Genomic DNA, 17,910 nt, shown 5'->3' with positions numbered 1-17,910 from the left:
ACGAGTGGCGCACTGCTTCGAAAACACGTTGGAACAGCTGTTGCCGAACGGATCTCAGTAGTCGTCGCTCTTTTCCGGCGGAACCAGACCCTCGATGCCGGCCAGCAGTTCCTCTTCGGACATGCGGTCGAAGGTCAGCGCTTCCGGCTGGTCTTCCTCCTCTGCAGCTTCCGCGAAGGCGGGCGTCTCCGACTGGGCGAGCGCAGCCGCATCGGGCTCGGGCTCGTCCACTTCGACATGCTTCTGCAGCGAGTGGATCAGGTCTTCCTTCAGATCGCCGGGCGACAGCGTCTCGTCGGCGATCTCGCGCAATGCGACGACCGGATTCTTGTCATTGTCGCGATCGATCGTGATCTGGGCGCCCTGCGAAATGAGACGAGCGCGGTGGCTGGCAAGCAGGACGAGTTCGAAACGATTTTCGACCTTGTCGATGCAATCTTCGACGGTGACGCGGGCCATGGCCTTGTCCTTTGCGACTGTAAAGCGCGGCGGCAGCGCCGCTTGCGCAGATTGACGACGCGAAACCGGAAATTACCGTGACGTGACGGCTCCCTTGGCTCCGATTTCTGGAATTAGCGCCCGGATACAATCAAAACCGCACAAGTTCAAGTTTTTCCTGCATCCAGCGCTCACATCCTTTTCCGCCGCATGGTAGAATGTGCCGCCCAAAGCACGCGGGTGCAGCGACGGATGTGAATTGTATTTCATCGCAAGCGAGGTAAAAACACTGCCGACAATCGTAAATTGAACGTGTGGATGAACTGCAGCGACTGCTAAAATTTGCAATAGGCAGCCTACGCCGCTTGGATTAATGCAATGGCCTAACTTACATTATTTGCCCTACCAGCAATTATTAATGTAGTGCACCTATTTATGCGCAGCCTTCCGCGGGGGCGGTAGGGTACAATGCGCCGGCGTGGAAGAGGAAATCACGATGTTCGATCCCCGGGAGAAAATCGCTCTGTTTATCGATGGCGCCAATCTCTATGCCGCCTCGAAGAGCTTAGGTTTCGACATCGATTACCGCAAGCTGCTCAAGGCATTCCAGAAACGCGGCTATCTGCTCAGGGCCTATTATTACACGGCGCTCATCGAGGACCAGGAATATTCGTCCATCCGACCGCTGATCGACTGGCTGGACTACAATGGCTACAAGGTCGTCACCAAGCCGGCCAAGGAATTCACCGACTCGCTCGGGCGGCGCAAGATCAAGGGCAATATGGATATCGAGCTTGCGATCGACGCCATGGAACAGGCCGAGACCGTGGATCACCTGGTGATCTTCTCCGGCGACGGGGACTTCACCACCCTCGTCGAGGCGCTGCAGCGAAAGGGGCGCAAGGTCTCCGTCGTCTCGACCATGTCGACGCAGCCGCCGATGATCGCCGACGACCTGCGCCGCCAGGCCGACCATTTCATCGATCTCGCGACGCTCAGAGGCGAGGTCGGCCGCGAGCCCTCGGAACGCACGCCGCGGCCGGCCGAGCCGGTCGCCGATGACGTGGAGCTCTAAGACTGGGTTTGTGGATCAACAAGCGGCTAGCGCATCGGCCCGAAAATCGTACCCGATTTTCGGAAAGCTCGATGCGCAGATTCAAAGAGTTACAGCGACCTTTGCGCGTCTGAAAAGACGCGCGGCGCTGTAAAGGTGTGCATTTGTCCCTCACCCTAGCCCTCGCCCCGCAGGCGGGGAGAGGGGACTTTAGCCTGGCGCTTGCCGCGAGTCCCTTCGCCCCGCTTGCGGGGAGAAGGTGCCGGCAGGCGGATGAGGGGCGAGCCTCCAGCTAAAAACTCAACCGCGCTCCTTGAGCAGCCGGTTCTTCTGCCGGTTCCAGTCCCGCTCCTTGGCCGTCTCGCGCTTGTCGTGCAGCTTCTTGCCCTTGGCGAGCGCCAGTTCGAGTTTCGCCCGGCCGCGCTCGTTGAAATAGATCCGGAGCGGCACCAGGGACATGCCCTCGCGGTTAACGGCGCCCTGCAGGCGGTTGACCTGCCGCTTCGACAAAAGCAATTTCCGCCGGCGGCGCGTCTCGTGATTGAAGCGGTTGGCCTGCAGATACTCCGGCAGGTAGGAATTGATCAGCCAGATTTCGCCGCCTTCGTCGGTGGCGTAGGATTCCGAAATATTGGCCTTGCCCTCGCGCAACGACTTGACCTCCGTTCCGGTCAGGACGAGACCGGCCTCGTAGGTGTCGACGATCTCATAGTTGAAGCGGGCCTTGCGGTTCTCCGCCACCACTCGTCCGACCGTGCGCTCGCTGCCCTTTTGTGCCATCAGTTCATCAATCCCGCGTGCCTGAGTGCCGCGTCTATCGCCGCCTCGGTCGCCGGCTCCAGCGTCGACAGCAGCGGCGAACGCACCGTGCGGCTCATCCGGCCGAGGCGATTGAGCGCATATTTCGCGCCGCAGAGACCCGGCTCCATGAAGATCGCCTTGTGAAGCGGCATCAATTTGTCCTGATATTCCAGCGCCTTGGCATAATCGCCGGCAAGCGTCGCCTCCTGGAATTCGGCGCAGAGCCGCGGCGCGACATTGGCCGTGACGGAGATGCAGCCGACGCCGCCATGTGCGTTGAAGCCGAGCGCGGTCGCGTCCTCGCCGGAAAGTTGGACGAAACCCTTGCCACAGGCCATGCGCTGTTCGGAAACGCGCTCGATCTTGCCGGTCGCATCCTTGACGCCGACGATCGTCGGATACGCCTTAGCGAGCGCGGCCATGGTCTCAACGCTCATATCGACAACGGAGCGGCCGGGAATATTGTAGATCACGATCGGCAGCTTCACGCTTTCGGCAATCGCCGCATAGTGGGCGAAGAGGCCCTTCTGCGTCGGCTTGTTGTAATAGGGTGTCACGACGAGGATGGCATCGGCGCCGGCCTGCTCGGCATGTTGCGCAAGCTCGATCGCCTCGATCGTGTTGTTGGAACCAGCGCCGGCGATGACCGGCACGCGCCGGGCGGCCGCCTCGACGCAGAGTTCCACGACCTGCTTGTGCTCGTCATGCGAAAGCGTCGGGGATTCGCCGGTCGTGCCCACCGGCACAAGTCCGTGGCTGCCTTCTTTCACCTGCCATTCCACATGCGCGACGAAACTATCCGCGTCCACGGCACCGGTGGACGTGAATGGGGTTACGAGTGCGGGAATGGAACCCTTGAACATGCACAACTCCTGACGGCTGGAAGGGCAAGACACGCTCACGCTTTGGCCGCATTCGACGGTTAAAAACTGCCGCACCATAATCATGTGACATGGCCGCGGCAAGCGGCGTGACGGCGCATTTACCCTCAGTTTCCGCGGCAATTCGATTGTTGCGGGCTGTCGGCTTGGTCGATGTCGATTTACGGACATGTCGAGCGGCGTGGACGACGGGCTTGCCCGGATTAACCTTTCATCAAGGCAATCCGACGCCAAATGAGATTGAGGCAATGGGGAGCTCGGGGGGCTCTTGATGCGCGGACCACTCTTTCTGTCTCTCGCCGCCGTGCTCGGTGCTGCGATGATGGCTTCCTCTGCCGCGAGCGAGGGCCGGATACCTGTTCCGACGGGCAAGCCCGACATTTCGGCCAAGGCCGGACGCGTCGCTTTCGGAGAAGTCACCGCCGCGATCCCGGTCGCGACCGCGTCCCGCAGCGCCGAGTTGAAGGCCGGTCTCGATGCCCTCTCCGACAGGCAACCGGAGAAGGCGATCGCCGTTCGCAATGGGATGCGCGTCGGCACGCTCGACCGGCATATCCTCACCTGGGCGATCGCCGTGTCCGGCCAGAGGGGCGTCCCTTCGGTGGAAATCGCCGAGGCGCAACGGGAACTCGAGGGATGGCCGGGCCTGAAATCGCTACGCGCCCATTCCGAGCGGGCGCTTTACCGGGAGAACCCGCCGGCTGCGGACGTCATCGCCGCCTTTGGCGCAACCCGACCGGAAACCGCGGAAGGCGCAATCATCCTCGCGCGCGCGCTCACAGCCGAAGGCCGGACTGCCGAGGCGGCAGGGCACCTAAGGACCCTTTGGGTCAAGGATGCGCTGGACAAGGACATCGAAGACAAGGTGCTCGCGGAGTTCTCTGCGCTGTTGAATCCGGCCGACCACAAGCGGCGCATGGAGATGCTTCTCTACCGAAGCCGCGTCGAGCAGGCAGAGCGCTTCGCCACACTCGGCAAGGCGCAATCGCTCTACCGCGCCTGGGCCGCCGTCATCCGTGGCAGCAGCAAGGCTGCCGATTTGATCGCGGCCGTCGATTCGTCCTGGCATGACGATCCCGCGTATCTCTTCCTGCGCATTGAATATCTGCGCAAAGAGGAGAAATACCAGGAAGCGGCAAAACTTCTCGACCGAATGCCGCGCGACAAGCACGCCCTTGTCGATCCCGGCGAGTGGTGGACGGAGCAACGCATCGTGAGCCGCGGGCTGCTCGACCAGGGCGACTTCCGCGGAGCCTATCGCATCGCGGCCCACCATGCGGCAAGCGACCCGACCGACATCGTCGATGCCGAATTTCATGCCGGCTGGTATGCGCTGCGCGCGCTCGAAGAGCCGGCGACGGCGGCGCGCCATTTCCGCAAGATCCTCGAAGCCTCCAGCCGGCCGATCTCGGCCGCGCGCGCCTGGTACTGGCTCGGGCGCGCCGCGGAGGCGGGCGACCCCGGAAAATCCGACGAATATTTCGCCAATGCGGCGCGCTATCCGGCAACCTTCTACGGGCAACTGTCTGCGGCGCGGCTCGGTCGGCCGACGCTCAATGTCAGCTACCCAACGCCGACGGATGAGGACCGGACCCGGTTCCAAGACCGCGAGGCCGTTCGCGCTATCGACCGGCTGGAGGAGGCAGGGCATGGCTGGCGCGCAGACAGCCTCTTCCGGGCGCTCGCCGAGGACCTCACCGGCCCCGCCGAACTCGCGATCCTTGCGGCGCGGGCGGAAAAGACGCGCGGCCATCAACTTTCCCTGCAGATCGGCAAGATCGCCTTCGGCCGCGGCGTCGACGTGGCCGCCCTCGCCTTTCCGCTCGGCGTCATTCCGCCGGGCGCCAATATCGACAGCGCCGGCAAGGCGCTCGCCTATGCGATCGCCCGCCAGGAAAGCGCCTTCAATCCGGCGGCGGTCTCCGCTGCAAACGCCCGCGGGCTCCTGCAGCTTCTGCCGGCGACCGCCAAGGGAGTGGCCAGCCGCTACGGTCTTGCCTATTCCAAGGACCGGCTGACGACGGACGCCGGCTATAATGCAACACTCGGAGCCCATTATCTCGGCGAGCAGATCGACAGTTTCGGCGGCTCCTATGTCCTGACCTTCATCGCCTATAATGCCGGTCCGCGCCGCGTGCCGCAGTGGATCGCGCGCTACGGCGATCCGCGCGGCAAGCCGATCGATGACGTCGTCGACTGGATCGAGCGCATCCCGTTCGAGGAGACGCGCAACTACGTGCAGCGGGTGATGGAGAATTACCAGGTCTACAAGGCCCGCCTCGGAGAAAAGCCCGACATCGTCTCGGACTTGCGGATGGGACGGGAGTCTTGAGTTCGCAACAACGCACGTCCCCGTCAGCCGGCAGGCCAGAGGGGTGCGGCACCATCGCTAAATCACACCTCCATAAGGAAGCGGATGTTTCAGGAGCATTATTTCCGCGCCAATGACGGGCTGAAGCTCTACGCCCGGTCCTATGGCTTTGAGTTTGGTCGAGACCGCACGCGCAGCCCTATCGTCTGCCTGCCGGGACTGACCCGCAACAGCCGCGATTTTCACGGCCTGGCTGCTTTCCTCGCCTCGCCCGAGGGCGGCGCACACGCGATCGTCTCGCTTGACTACCGGGGCCGCGGTCAATCGGCGCGCGATGAGGATAAGAGCCGCTACGCGATTCCCGTGGAGGCCGAGGACATCCTCACGGCATGCGCCCACTTCGGCATTGACCGGGCAACTTTCATCGGCACCTCGCGCGGGGGCCTGATCCTCCATCACCTCGCCGCGACCGCCCCTGCCCTGATCGCCCGCGCTATCCTCAACGATATCGGTCCGGTTATCGAACTGCGTGGATTGCTCACGATCCGCGACTATCTAAACGCGGTGGAAGGGCCGCCGAGTTGGGCGGCGGCGCCCGACTATCTCCGGGCGGTGCACGGTCGGGAATTCCCGATCCTCACCCAGGAGGATTGGCGCGACGTGGCCGAAGCGATCTACCGGGACCAGAATGGCGTGCCGGTGCCCGACTACGATCCGGCGATCGCCGCTCAGCTGCTGGGTCTGACCGGCGAAAGCGTGCTTCCGCCCCTATGGCCGCAGTTCGACGCTTTCGCCAATATTCCGATGATGATCGTTCGCGGCGAATATTCGCGACTGCTGAGTGAAGCGACGGTGCGAGAAATGGTGCAGCGCCATTCCGGACTCGTCACAGTGACCGCGATCGGCCAGGGCCACGCGCCGCTTCTGCATCTGGACGGGCTGAGGCGGGCGATCGGCGATTTCGTTCGGGCGTAACCAAGTCCTCCTCTCAAAGCGCCCGGCGTAACCCCTGCCTGCCCGGCAATCCCTCATTGCAACAGAGCGCGCTTCGAAGGGCGCGCCGCCTGCGATCTCAGCCGGTGTGGACCGACGTGTAGCCGATCGCAACATCCGGTCGGATGTTCAATTCTGACTGGAGGTCAGAAATGAACATCAAGAGCCTTCTTCTCGGCTCCGCTGCTGCGCTCGCAGCAGTCTCCGGCGCTCAGGCTGCCGACGCGATCGTCGCTGCCGAGCCGGAGCCCATGGAATACGTTCGCGTTTGCGACGCTTTCGGCACGGGCTACTTCTACATCCCGGGCACGGAAACCTGCCTCAAGATCAGCGGTTACGTCCGCGTACAGGGCGACTTCGGCCGTGACGAATCCGCGCCCTCCGACTGGGATGTCTTCTCGCGCGGTTTCTTCACGTTCGACGCCAAGAGCGACACTGAATTCGGTACGCTGACCGGCCTCGTTTCTATCCAGGCTGACGCCGACAACGACGTCGAGGATCATGGCTTCGATGTCGACGAAGCCTACATCCAGCTCGGCGGCCTGAAGGCCGGCTTCTTCTACAGCTGGTGGGATAAGGGCCTGAACGGCGAAACCGACTCGCTCTCCAGCAACTCGGAATTCAACTCGATCGCCTATCTCTATGACGGCGGCACGTTCCAGGCCGGTATTGCCATCGACGAGCTCGAAGCCATCACCACTCGCAACAACGGTATTGGCATCGAAGGCATCGTTTCGGCTTCGCTCGGCGGCGTAAGCTTCGACCTGCTTGGCGGCTTCGACACGGAACTCGAAGAAGGCGCCATCCGCGCCCTGCTTTCGGCCGACCTCGGCCCGGGCGTCTTCCAGCTCGCAGGTGTCTGGGCTTCCGACCCGAACGCTTACTTTGCTCAGTCCGAGTGGGCGGTTGCTGCCTCCTACGCGTTCAGCGTCACGGAAAAGTTCAAGATCACCCCCGGCGCCCAGTACTGGAGCGATCTTGCATTCGTCGATGGGGTTGATCAGTGGCGCGTTGGCGTAACGGCTGACTACCAGATCACCGAAGGTCTCTCTTCGCGTCTGTCGGTTCAGTACACCGATGCGGACAATGCCGATGACTCCGTTGGCGGCTTCCTCCGCCTGCAGCGCGACTTCTAATCTGAATGAGCGAAAGGCCCGCAACTCTAAGGGTTGCGGGCTGTTGCTGTACCGCAACATATGCGTGCCGCCTTGGTTATTTAGACTGCTGAAATATAAGCGTTGGCTTGAATGCCAGCGGTTCCTTGGTCCATTCGTGGTGGGGTGGAAGGGAAGCAGCAAACGTGACGACAGGCGCCGAAAAATTGGCGAGCGACTTCGGGATTTCGGGCGCCAGTCCGGAATACGAGGTTAATTACTGCTTTGGCCAGAGGGGTCCGATGGGCCTGGTCAAGGAGACTTCGCTTGCCGAACTGTTTCATCGCTACGCCGACATCCTGTGGGATGAAGGGAACCACAAATATAATGTGAAGGCCTTCATCGGCGAACTCGACGAGATTCTGCTCGGCGCTCGGTTCTCCACCTTCTCGCAGGACCTGCTCGACGAGCTGATCGGAGCACTACGCAAACGCGGCAACAGCAACGCGACCATCAATAGGAAGATGGCGGCGCTGAGCAAGTTGCTGCGGAAAGCGTACAAAATGGGCGACGTCCACAGTCTGCCGGAATTCAGGCGTCAGAAGGAGAGAGCCGGGCGCCTGCGCTTCCTGGAAGCCGATGAAGAGGAAGCCCTGTTCCGAGAAATCGAAATCCGTTCCGAACTCTATCTGAAATTCTCTATATTCCTGGTCGATACCGGCGCTCGGCTTGGCGAGGGGATCGGCCTCAAATGGAATGACATTCACGAGGGTCGGGCAACGTTCTGGATCACGAAATCCGGACGCAGCCGCACTGTGCCGCTGACCGCGAGGGCAAAAAAGGTTCTGAAAGATCTGGCAGACAGATCCCCAGGACCATTCAGCGACGTCGATCCGCAAAAATTTCGGGCGGTCTGGAACGCGGCCAAGCAGGACGCGGGGCTGGGCGACGAAGCAGATATCGTTCCCCACATTCTCAGGCATACATGCGCCTCTCGCCTTGTGCGCGGCGGTATCGATCTCCGGCGGGTTCAGATGTGGCTCGGGCATCAGACGCTGACGATGACCATGCGCTATGCCCATTTGGCGACGCACGATCTGGATATGTGTGTGCCCGTTCTCGAGCGGCACCTGGCTAGTTAATGCATGCCGCCCAAGAAGTGTGCAGTGTTTCGGGACGCGCCTTAGACCCGCGGGGTCAATGATGCGCCTTCTGTGCCTGTCACAGGAATGAGCCAGCCCTCTGGCTCGCGGTCTACATACAAAGAAGTATCGATGGCTGATTGCGCCCTTGCTGCTCACCGTTCGCGTCGAACAGTGCCCGTCCCGTCACCTGCATACGCGTCCTTGTGGGGGTGGACCGGCGAGACGCAAGCTCCCTGCCTCCTCTTGCCAACGTCATCCATCCATTGCCGCCCCGAAGATGAAAAAAGCCCGGCTCTTCGAGCCGGGCTTCTCGTGACTGACTGAGGTCAGGTCAGGTCAAATTAGAAGTCACGCTGCAGGCGAATAAAGCCGCTAACTTCGTCTTCCCGGCCGTCGAAGTCTTCGTAGTCGACCGAAACGCGGGTGGCGAGACCTTCCGTGATCTGGTAGTCGAGCGTCACGCCAGCGACCCAGCCGTCGCCGCCACCAAAGGCGCCGATGGGGGAATCGGACAGGTTAACGTTATCGAAGTACTGGACGCCGGGGGTGATCGCGAACTTTTCGGTCACGTTGTAGCGATACGAAGCAGCAACCGTCCACTCGGACAGAGCCCAGTAAGCGTTCGGGTCGGAAGCCCAGATACCAGCGAGCTGGAAGACGCCCGGGCCAACGTCGGCCGAAAGCAGGGCGCGGATTGCACCTTCTTCGACTTCCGTATCGAAGCCGCCGAGCAGGTCGAAGGCTACACCGCCGAGCGCAGCGGAGACGATGCCTTCAACGCCAACGCCGTTCGGGCTCGAGGTGATGCCCTGGAGTTCATCGACAGCGATACCAGCCTGGAACGTGCCGCCGTCATAGAGATAGGCGATCGAGTTGAATTCCGAGTTGCTGGAGAGGTCGTCGGTTTCGCCGTTCAGGCCCTTATCCCACCAGCTGTAGAAGAAGCCGGCCTTCAGGCCGCCGAGCTGGATGTAGGCTTCGTCGACGTCGATGCGGCTGTCGCCTGCGTCGGTGTCGTTGTCAGCGTTGAATTCGATCGCGGCGAAGCCGGTGAGCGTGCCGAACTCGGTATCGCTCTTGGCATCGAATGAGATGTAGGCGCGGGAGAAGACATCCCAGTCGGACGCATGGACAGAACCGCCCCACGCACCTTCGTCACGGCCGAAGTCGCCCTGAACGCGGATGAAGCCGCCGATCTTGAGGCAGGTTTCCGTGCCCGGGATGTAGAAGTAGCCCGTACCGAAAGCGTCGCAAACGCGAACGTATTCCATGGGCTCCGGCTCGGCAGCGACGATCGCGTCGGCAGCCTGAGCGCCGGAGACTGCTGCGAGCGCAGCAGCGGAGCCGAGAAGAAGGCTCTTGATGTTCATTTCTGACCTCCAGTCAAAAGTTTCACACGGGTCTGGGTATCTTTGCTGAAGGACAGCGTTCCCTGCCCCATCCCCAATTCGTTCAAGAAGTCGGACGATCAACCGCCCTTGCTTCCGGAGTTGAAAATACAAAACCGGGTGGGGCGCGCAACGACCAACTTGCGAGATCAACTCCTTTGCGCCGCCCTTCCCCGATCCCTGTTGCTCAAACGACACAAAATCGCCCCAGACGGCCGGAGAGGATTAACAAACCCTTAAGAAAATCCTTTTCTCACGAGGGGTTAGCGACGGTGCAAAGTGTGCCCGCTGTTCCGGAATGAGGCAGAAACCGGCCGAAAACGGGGGCGAAACCCGGCATCGGCACCATTCGGGCGACGACTTTGCGCCTGCATCGGCATGCGTGCCGAGCCGCAAGGTCACTCGGAATCGGGGTGGGTTCGGGTGATTCCCAATGGAATCAGTGCGCAAGGAAGAGCGAATCGAGGGAGACGATGCGAATCATGATGGACAGGACGGCCAGGCGATCGTTGCTGTCGGATGAAGGATACTGCTCGGGACTGACGACTCCCCGGGCGGAAGCCAACATCCTTTTGGGAACTCTCGCGCTGATGTTTTGGTTCTACCATTGGACGTACTCCGTGAGGCAGATTACATGGAAACAAGGTTAGAGCTGGCGAAAACAGGGCGCAGTGCATGTGCGGAATCTAGATCGCCACCGATCCTACATGCGCTCAGCCTTCAGGGTATTACAGGCTGCTGAAAAAGGGAGGTTCAAGCAGGCCCGCCTGGCGGTCAGGCACAGCATTTAGCGCTCCCGAAGGACTGCAGGCCAACATGAAGCGCTGCATTAACCGCCTGATCAGCCTGAAGACCGCCGTTTATCCCGCCAGGAAAACGCAGGAGGGGATTAAGTGAAGGCGTTGACGACGACCGAGGGACAGAGCGACTTGCCGCGCTACTTTGCGTCTGTCTTCGCCAGAGCCTGCGGGATGAAGGCGGGGAGGATTACCTTCGTGCTGCCCGACGGCCGCCGATTCCGCGCGGACGGCGCGCGGCCGGGGCCGGTAGCCGAGCTGCACGTGCACGACCCCGACCTCTTCGCGCGGTTGATCCGCGAGGGGGACCTGGGATTTTCAGAAGCGTATCTGGCCGGCGGCTGGTCGACGCCGGACCTGCAGGATTTCATGGATTTCGTCCACGTTGCCGGCGACGACATCTACGACGGCTTCCCGGGCATGGGCCTGCTCCGGCTCGTCGAATGGGCGCGGCACGCGTTCCGCGGCAACACGCGGTCTCAGGCGCGGCGCAACATCGCCGCGCACTACGACCTCGGCAACGACTTCTATCGGCTCTGGCTCGACGAGACGATGACCTATTCATCGGCGAAGTTCGCGACCGGGCAGGAGAGCCTCGAGGCGGCGCAGACCGCCAAGTACGCGAGCCTGATCGACGAGATGGGCGCCGAGCCGGGCGAGCACGTACTGGAGATCGGCTGCGGCTGGGGCGGCTTTGCCGAATATGCTGCGGCCGAGCGAGGGCTGCACGTCACCGGGCTCACCATCAGCCAAGCACAGCACGACTACGCCCGGGAGCGGATCCGGCGCGCGGGCCTCGACGACCGGGTCGAGATCAGGCTCCAGGACTACCGCGACGCGCGCGGCCGCTATGACGGCATCGCCTCGATCGAGATGTTCGAGGCGGTGGGCGAGCGCTACTGGCCAGTCTACTTCGAGACCGTCCGCGAACGCCTGAACCCAGGCCGACACGCTACACTGCAAATCATCACCGTCCAGGACCGCCGCTGGGATACATACCGCCGCGGCGTTGACTTCATCCAGAAATACATTTTTCCCGGAGGCATGCTGCCCTCGCGCAGCGCGCTCCTCGCTGAACTTGAGCGTGCTGGCCTTCGGTCCGTCCATTCAGTTGAGTTCGGCGAGAGCTACAGCCAGACGCTCCGCCGCTGGCACCAGTCGTTCAACGAAAACTGGAGCGCGATCGCGGACCAGGGCTTCGACGATCGGTTCCGGAGGATGTGGAATTTCTATCTCACCTCGTGCGCCGCAGCCTTCGCGAGCGGGATTTGCGACGTGACGCAGATCACAGTGGAGCGGCCGGCTTGAGATGCCAACTGCAGGCGCCCGCGCTATCCGGTTGGTTGCCCTCGCCTGCATGATCGCGCCGAACATGCCGGCAAGGGCCCGCGCAGGGCGCCGCCGTCTCGTCGCTCCTCTGCTGACCACAAAGGATCATGGACGTTTACCAGATGGTGTTCACCTGCCAAAGTTGAACACGGTGGATTGTATTTCACCCCGCGAGGCCGACGATGATGAACCGTCTCTACAATCTTTGGGCGACGCTGCGGACCGGCCTCTGGTTTGTACCCACGCTCATGGCTCTCGGCGCGGTCGGGCTGGCTATGATGGCCCTCAACCTCGATGCCGGCCTGCCGGAGGAGAATGCCCGGCAGTTTTGGTGGCTCCACAGCGGCGGGCCGGAGGACGCCCGCAATTTGCTATCGACCGTCTTCTCCTCAATGATCACGATGGCGACGCTCGTCATATCGATCACCATGGTGGTGTTGACGCTGGCCGCCAGTCAACTCGGACCACGGCTGGTCCGCAGCTTCATGGGCGATCTCCGCACACAACTCGTATTCGGCATCTTCCTGATGACCATCATTTATTGCCTGCTAGTGCTGCGCACCCTCAACAGCGAGCTCGACATTTCCGCGGTGCCGCATATTGCGGTCACGCTCGGGACCGCGCTCGCCCTCATCAACCTGTTCGCGCTGCTGTTTTTTATCCACAATTTGGCTCGATCGATCGTTTCCGATACAGTGGTCCGGCGTGTCGACAGGGATCTCCGCAATACGATCTCACGGCTACTGCCGGCGGAGGACGACGGCCAACCGCCCGTCGAACAGCCGAGGGCCGATGACGTGCTGCCGGCCGACTTCGATGACAGTGCGGCCTCTTTGTGGCTGTCCGGCGAAGGCTATGTGCAGGCGGTCGAGTATGAGCGGCTCGTGGAAATCGCCTGCCGGCACAGGGCGGTGGTCCGCTTAGACTTCCGTGCCGGTCATTTCGTCATTCGCGGATCGCACAAGGCCGATATCTATCCAGGGCGCCTGCTCGGGCCGGATTTGGCGACCGAGATCGAAGGCGCCATCCTGGTCGGCGAAGACCGCACGGCGGTCCAGGATCTGGAGTTCTCGATCCGCCACTTGGTCGAAATCGCCGTGCGCGCGCTTTCGTCGGGAATCAACGATCCCTTCACTGCCATTGCCGTTATCGATCGCCTGGGCGCTGCGCTCGGCGACCTGATGCGGCGGGAACTCCAGCCTGAGGTGTTTTGCGATGAGGCCGGCGTGGTGCGCGTGGTCGGCCGAGCGTCGAGCTTCCGTGGTCTTGTGGACGTCGCTTTCCACCAGATCCGGCAAGCCGGAGCCACCCACCCAGCGGTCATGATACATATGCTCAGCATCATCGCGCGGCTTGCGGTCAACGTCCGCGTGGCCAGCCAACGCGACGCCTTGCTCGACCACGCCGCGATCATCGCCGAAGCCGGCCGCCGCGGGGCGTCGGAAGCCTCCGACATCGCCGACATCGAGCACTGCTATCAGGCAGCTCAAGTGGCGTTAGAATAAAATGCCATACCGCGGCAGTTTGCCGGTCCGCGCCGGGCGATCTCTGCCGGGGCTGAAGTTCGGCCATCAGCGGCCGCAGCGTTGCCGAAGCCGTCGATGTAGCCCCAATCTTCGAGGGCCGGTCGAACGTGGGGATATCGTCTGACAGAAAGCCAGCGCGACGACGGGTGCACACTTGGGACCAGCAGCACAGGGTCGGCTGGGGACACTCAAAGGTAAGGCGATATCCGCCGCGGACCCGCGTGCTGACAATTCCTCCGGTGTGGTGCCTTGGTGGCCTTTTTGCGCCACGAAAGTCATCAACAGAACCACGCCCGTCGCGGTGCGTTCCCCGGGCTCCATCACTGTGATTCGGAGCGAAGAGACCCGGGCCCCGCCCGCGGACGATCCTTCCCAACTCCCAAACCTGCGCTAAAAGTACGCCTTCTTTCTAATCTGTGCTAACTCGCCGTGCAGCAATGGTGCTAGCATCTGAAGGGGCTGCGGGTTCTAGACCTGCGGGAAGGGCGTTGCCGGAAAATCCTCGCGGGAAGGTGAGGCTTGACCTGCCAGATAATTGACCAACGGGAACTGAGGTTGACCAACGGGAACTGAGGAAGGCGTGACGCGGAAACCGAGCAAGAGAGCCGACCATTCCGAGCCCCGTTCCAAGGGTAGCCGCAAGACGGCCGAAGCTTACGGCAGGTCGTTGAAACCCATTAGTCCCGTCGTCGGCATCGGTGCCTCGGCAGGCGGTATCGAGGCGCTGATTCGCTTGTTCGAAGCGATGCCGTCCGACAGCGGCATGGCCTTCCTGGTCGTGATGCATCTCGACCCCGCTCGCAAAAGTGGGCTGACGCACGTGTTGGGTCAGCACAGCTCCATGAAGGTGGCTGAGGCCGCCGACGGCATGGCCATCGACCCGGACCATATCTATGTCATCCCGCCGGATGCCTCGCTGACCGTCGATGACGGAAGGCTGCGGCTGACCGAGCCGGCCGAGCGGCGCGGCGCCCGCTACCCGATCGATCGCCTCTTCGAGTCGCTGGCGACGCATCGGCGCGGGTCCGCAATCTGCATCGTCCTGTCGGGCTCCGGCAGCGACGGCACGGAAGGGCTGAAGGAGGTCAAGACGCAAGGCGGCTGCATTCTGGTGCAGGATCCATCGACTGCACGCTTCGATGCCATGCCGCGAAGCGCGATCGCGGCTCATCTGGCCGACCATGTGCTGGCGCCAGAGCACATGCCGGATGTGCTCGTTCGCTACATACGCCACGCCTATATCGCGACATCCGAACTCGTCGAGGACACACCGTCCGGCGACGCCTCGATAGACCCGGTCCTCGCCGTTCTGAGAAATCGCGCGGGCCACGACTTCCGCCTCTACAAGCGCAGCACGCTCACGCGACGGATTCAGCGGCGGATGGGTCTCTGCAATCTGCACACGATCGAGGAATACGTCGAGTTCCTGCGCTCTCAGCCGGGGGAGCTTCAGACACTCGCCAAGGATCTCATGATCAACGTCACCGGATTCTTCCGCGACCCCGAGGCCTGGACGACGCTCGACGAGACAGTACTTGCGCAGTTGGTCGACGAGCGCGAGAGCGGTGCGGCCGTGCGCCTCTGGGTGCCCGCCTGCGCCACCGGCGAGGAAGCCTACACCCTCGCTATGCTGTTGGTCGATCGCGCCGAGGCGGCGAACAAGCAGTTTGACATAAAGCTGTTCGCCACCGACAGCCAGGACGACAACCTGAATGCGGCCCGGGCCGGCGCCTATTCGGAAGGCGCCGTGGCAACGATCCCGCCGCACCTACTGAAGCGCTACTTCGACAGGCTCGACGGCACCTATCACGTCAAGAAGGAGCTTCGCGATGTGGTGGTGTTCGCATCCCTTAACCTGCTGCGCGATCCGCCGTTCTCGCAAATCGACCTCATCAGTTGCCGAAACCTCCTGATCTATCTGAATCCGGTGGCGCAGAAGCGTGCGGTCTCGCTGATGCATTTTGCGCTGCGGCAGGGTGGTCACCTGCTGCTCGGCAACGCCGAAAGTGTGTCCGGGCGGGAAGACCTGTTCGAGACGGTCTCGAAGAAGTGGCGCATTTTCCGTCGGCTCGGACCGACGCGCCACGACATCATCGACTTTCCCCTCCTGCCCGGCCGGAGCCGGCCGAACAAAGTCGAGGAGTCGGCCGTGCCCGACAATAATCAACCGCCCCAGCGCCTTGTCGATGTGGCGCAACGCGCGCTCCTCGAGCGTTTTGCCCCAGCCTCGGTGCTCATCGAGGGCGATGGGCGGGTGCTGTGGTTTCATGGATCGACAGGCGACTACCTGGAGCCGCCGCCGGGCGAACCAAGTCGCAATCTTCTGGCGATGGCTCGGCCCGGCCTGCGCGCCAAGTTGCGCCAAGCCGTGCGGAGGGCAGCCCGGGAAAAGCGGTTGGTCGACTTCCACGTCCGGCTCCGACGGAACGACAGGGATCAGGCCGTCGCGGTGACGGTGGCGCCGCTGGCCGAGCCAACCGACAACCTGCTTCTGGTCAGCTTCCGCAACGCGGAAGCACAGATCCTTCCCACGGCGTCTGATGACGGCGAAAGCGACATGATGCAGCGTGCATTCGAAGACGAACTCAATACCGCTCGCGCGGAGCTTCGAGACACGATCGAGCAATTCGAGAGGGCCAACGAGGAGTTGAAGGCCGCGAACGAGGAAGTGACCTCGATGAACGAGGAGCTTCAGTCGACGAACGAGGAACTGGAGACTTCGAAAGAAGAGCTGCAGTCATTCAACGAAGAGCTGCAGACGGTCAACAGCCAGCTTCAGCACAAGAACCAGGAACTGGCGGACACCACCGACACGCTGAACAACCTGCTGGCCAGCAGTGAGGTCGCGACCGTGTTCCTGGACACGGACTTCTGCATCAGGTGGTTCTCGCCAAGCAGCAAGGAGCTTCTGGAGCTGGTCGACACGGACGTTGGCCGGCCCGTCACCCATTTTGCCTGGAAGGTGGCAGACGATGCCCTGCTGCGCGATGCCGAGACCGTGCTTCAGAAGCTGAACGGAATCGACGCGGAAGTCCGCAGCAGTGCCGACCGCTGGTATCTGCGGCGCGTGCTCCCCTACCGGACCCAAGACGATCACATTGCCGGCGTCGTGATTGCCTTCATCGACATCACGGAGCGCAAACTGGCGCTCGATGCAATCGACGAGGCGCGTCTCTACGCCGAGGCCATCATCGAAACGGTCCGGCACCCGGTCATGGTGCTCGACGGCGAACTGCGGGTCCAGTCGGTCAATCCGGCGTTCTCTGAAGCGTTCGCCTGCCCCGCAAAGGAATCGCAAGGCTATCTCCTGCAGGAGCTGGACCACGGCGCCTGGGACATCCCCAAGCTGCGCCGGTTGCTTCGCGACGTCCTCAGCGAGGCACGCCCGTTTGAAGGTTTCGCGATCGAGCATGATTTCCCGGGGCGAGGGCGGCGACACATGCTCCTCAACGCGCGCAAACTGGCGCAGGGAGTCGATCGTGCGGAATTGATTCTGCTCGCAATCGAGGACGTGACCGAGCGCGTCGAGACGGAATTGGTTCGCCAGACCCTCATGAACGAGCTTAGCCACCGCGTGAAGAACATGCTCGCGATGGTGCAATCGATCGGTTCACAGACCCTGCGCCAAAGCGGCTCCCTCGAGGAATTCAAGGTGGCGTTCGAAGGACGCCTGCACTCGCTTGCTCGGGTTCATGATCTCCTGGTCGCTGAGAATTGGCACCGCGCCGATCTGGACCAGCTCGTCCGCCGCACGTTGGAGCCCTATGGCATGGACGACAGAATCCGGATCGCCGGCCCCAGTCTGAACATGACGCCTGAGGCCGGCGTTGCGATGGCCATGGTCCTGAACGAACTCACGACCAACGCGGTGAAGTACGGCGCTCTCTCGAATGAAGGCGGCCATCTCGAGGTGACCTGGCAGCTGGACAGCAGAGACGGCGGCCAGTGGGTTCACCTGAAGTGGACCGAGGCCGGCGGCCCGCCGGTCACGCCTCCCTCCCGTCGCGGGTTTGGGTCGAGCCTGATCGAGCGCAGCATCACCCATCAACTTGGCGGTACCGCAACACAGAGCTTCAGCGCAGAGGGTCTGCACTGCGACATAGCTTTTCCATGGCGAGAGATCACCGGCTCCCCCAGATTGAAAAGGACCTGA

12 protein-coding genes are annotated in these 17,910 nt (G+C 62.3%); 8 read left to right on the top strand and 4 right to left on the bottom strand.

Features of this window, described 5'->3' with window-relative positions; translation table 11 throughout:
- Positions 1–54 precede the first annotated feature (54 nt).
- Positions 55–459, bottom strand: a complete 405-nt coding sequence (gene rpoZ / locus SJ05684_RS03385) for a DNA-directed RNA polymerase subunit omega (protein WP_034854309.1) — start codon at positions 457–459, stop codon at positions 55–57.
- Between the two features lie 475 nt (positions 460–934).
- Here rpoZ and SJ05684_RS03380 point away from each other — a divergent pair, with 475 nt between their 5' ends.
- Complete coding sequence (locus SJ05684_RS03380) at positions 935–1,513, top strand: LabA-like NYN domain-containing protein (protein ID WP_034854310.1); 579 nt, start codon at positions 935–937, stop codon at positions 1,511–1,513.
- Positions 1,514–1,792: 279 nt separating this feature from the next.
- On the opposite strand, the gene smpB is transcribed toward SJ05684_RS03380, so the two are convergent.
- A complete protein-coding gene (gene smpB, locus SJ05684_RS03370) occupies positions 1,793–2,272 on the bottom strand; it encodes an SsrA-binding protein SmpB (RefSeq protein ID WP_034854311.1) in 480 nt (159 codons plus the stop codon).
- A complete protein-coding gene (dapA, locus tag SJ05684_RS03365; RefSeq protein WP_034854312.1) occupies positions 2,272–3,156 on the bottom strand; it encodes a 4-hydroxy-tetrahydrodipicolinate synthase in 885 nt (294 codons plus the stop codon). Before dapA ends, smpB begins: the two co-directional genes overlap by 1 nt.
- Before the next feature lie 289 nt (positions 3,157–3,445).
- On the opposite strand from dapA, the gene SJ05684_RS03360 reads away from it, so the two are divergent.
- From SJ05684_RS03360 to SJ05684_RS03345, 4 genes are all read left to right on the top strand, one after another.
- Positions 3,446–5,506: a lytic transglycosylase domain-containing protein gene (locus SJ05684_RS03360; protein ID WP_034854313.1), complete on the top strand. Its 2,061-nt coding sequence runs from the start codon at positions 3,446–3,448 to the stop codon at positions 5,504–5,506.
- Positions 5,507–5,590: 84 nt separating this feature from the next.
- Positions 5,591–6,460 carry an alpha/beta fold hydrolase gene (locus tag SJ05684_RS03355; protein ID WP_034854314.1) on the top strand — a complete coding sequence of 290 codons (870 nt, stop codon included), beginning with the start codon at positions 5,591–5,593 and terminating at the stop codon, positions 6,458–6,460.
- Between the two features lie 170 nt (positions 6,461–6,630).
- A complete protein-coding gene (locus SJ05684_RS03350) occupies positions 6,631–7,614 on the top strand; it encodes a porin (protein ID WP_095694199.1) in 984 nt (327 codons plus the stop codon).
- Between the two features lie 164 nt (positions 7,615–7,778).
- On the top strand, positions 7,779–8,714 hold the full coding sequence (locus SJ05684_RS03345; protein ID WP_034854316.1) for a tyrosine-type recombinase/integrase: 936 nt from the start codon (positions 7,779–7,781) through the stop codon (positions 8,712–8,714).
- A gap of 344 nt (positions 8,715–9,058) precedes the next feature.
- Here the strand turns inward: SJ05684_RS03345 and SJ05684_RS03340 are convergent, their stop codons facing one another.
- Positions 9,059–10,087, bottom strand: a complete 1,029-nt coding sequence (locus SJ05684_RS03340) for a porin (RefSeq protein WP_034854317.1) — start codon at positions 10,085–10,087, stop codon at positions 9,059–9,061.
- A gap of 911 nt (positions 10,088–10,998) precedes the next feature.
- Here SJ05684_RS03340 and SJ05684_RS03335 point away from each other — a divergent pair.
- The 3 genes from SJ05684_RS03335 to SJ05684_RS03325 all read left to right on the top strand — a co-directional run bounded on the left by SJ05684_RS03335 (position 10,999) and on the right by SJ05684_RS03325 (position 17,910).
- Complete coding sequence (locus tag SJ05684_RS03335) at positions 10,999–12,210, top strand: SAM-dependent methyltransferase (RefSeq protein ID WP_034854318.1); 1,212 nt, start codon at positions 10,999–11,001, stop codon at positions 12,208–12,210.
- A 203-nt stretch (positions 12,211–12,413) separates the two neighbouring features.
- Positions 12,414–13,736: a DUF2254 domain-containing protein gene (locus SJ05684_RS03330; RefSeq protein WP_034854319.1), complete on the top strand. Its 1,323-nt coding sequence runs from the start codon at positions 12,414–12,416 to the stop codon at positions 13,734–13,736.
- Between the two features lie 601 nt (positions 13,737–14,337).
- Positions 14,338–17,910, top strand: a complete 3,573-nt coding sequence (locus SJ05684_RS03325; protein WP_095694198.1) for a chemotaxis protein CheB — start codon at positions 14,338–14,340, stop codon at positions 17,908–17,910.

The sequence above is a fragment of the Sinorhizobium sojae CCBAU 05684 genome, assembly GCF_002288525.1.
GTDB classification, from domain to species: domain Bacteria; phylum Pseudomonadota; class Alphaproteobacteria; order Rhizobiales; family Rhizobiaceae; genus Sinorhizobium; species Sinorhizobium sojae.
This window is presented reverse-complemented; position numbering and strand designations above follow the sequence as displayed.

Excerpts from the sequence above, each read along its gene's own strand:
- SJ05684_RS03330 (WP_034854319.1), top strand. The coding sequence starts at position 12,414 with ATGATGAACCGTCTCTACAATCTTTGGGCGACGCTGCGGACCGGCCTC.
- smpB (WP_034854311.1), bottom strand. The coding sequence starts at position 2,272 with ATGGCACAAAAGGGCAGCGAGCGCACGGTCGGACGAGTGGTGGCGGAG.
- SJ05684_RS03355 (WP_034854314.1), top strand. The coding sequence starts at position 5,591 with ATGTTTCAGGAGCATTATTTCCGCGCCAATGACGGGCTGAAGCTCTAC.
- SJ05684_RS03380 (WP_034854310.1), top strand. The coding sequence starts at position 935 with ATGTTCGATCCCCGGGAGAAAATCGCTCTGTTTATCGATGGCGCCAAT.
- dapA (WP_034854312.1), bottom strand. The coding sequence starts at position 3,156 with ATGTTCAAGGGTTCCATTCCCGCACTCGTAACCCCATTCACGTCCACC.
- SJ05684_RS03360 (WP_034854313.1), top strand. The coding sequence starts at position 3,446 with ATGCGCGGACCACTCTTTCTGTCTCTCGCCGCCGTGCTCGGTGCTGCG.
- SJ05684_RS03340 (WP_034854317.1), bottom strand. The coding sequence starts at position 10,087 with ATGAACATCAAGAGCCTTCTTCTCGGCTCCGCTGCTGCGCTCGCAGCA.
- SJ05684_RS03350 (WP_095694199.1), top strand. The coding sequence starts at position 6,631 with ATGAACATCAAGAGCCTTCTTCTCGGCTCCGCTGCTGCGCTCGCAGCA.
- rpoZ (WP_034854309.1), bottom strand. The coding sequence starts at position 459 with ATGGCCCGCGTCACCGTCGAAGATTGCATCGACAAGGTCGAAAATCGT.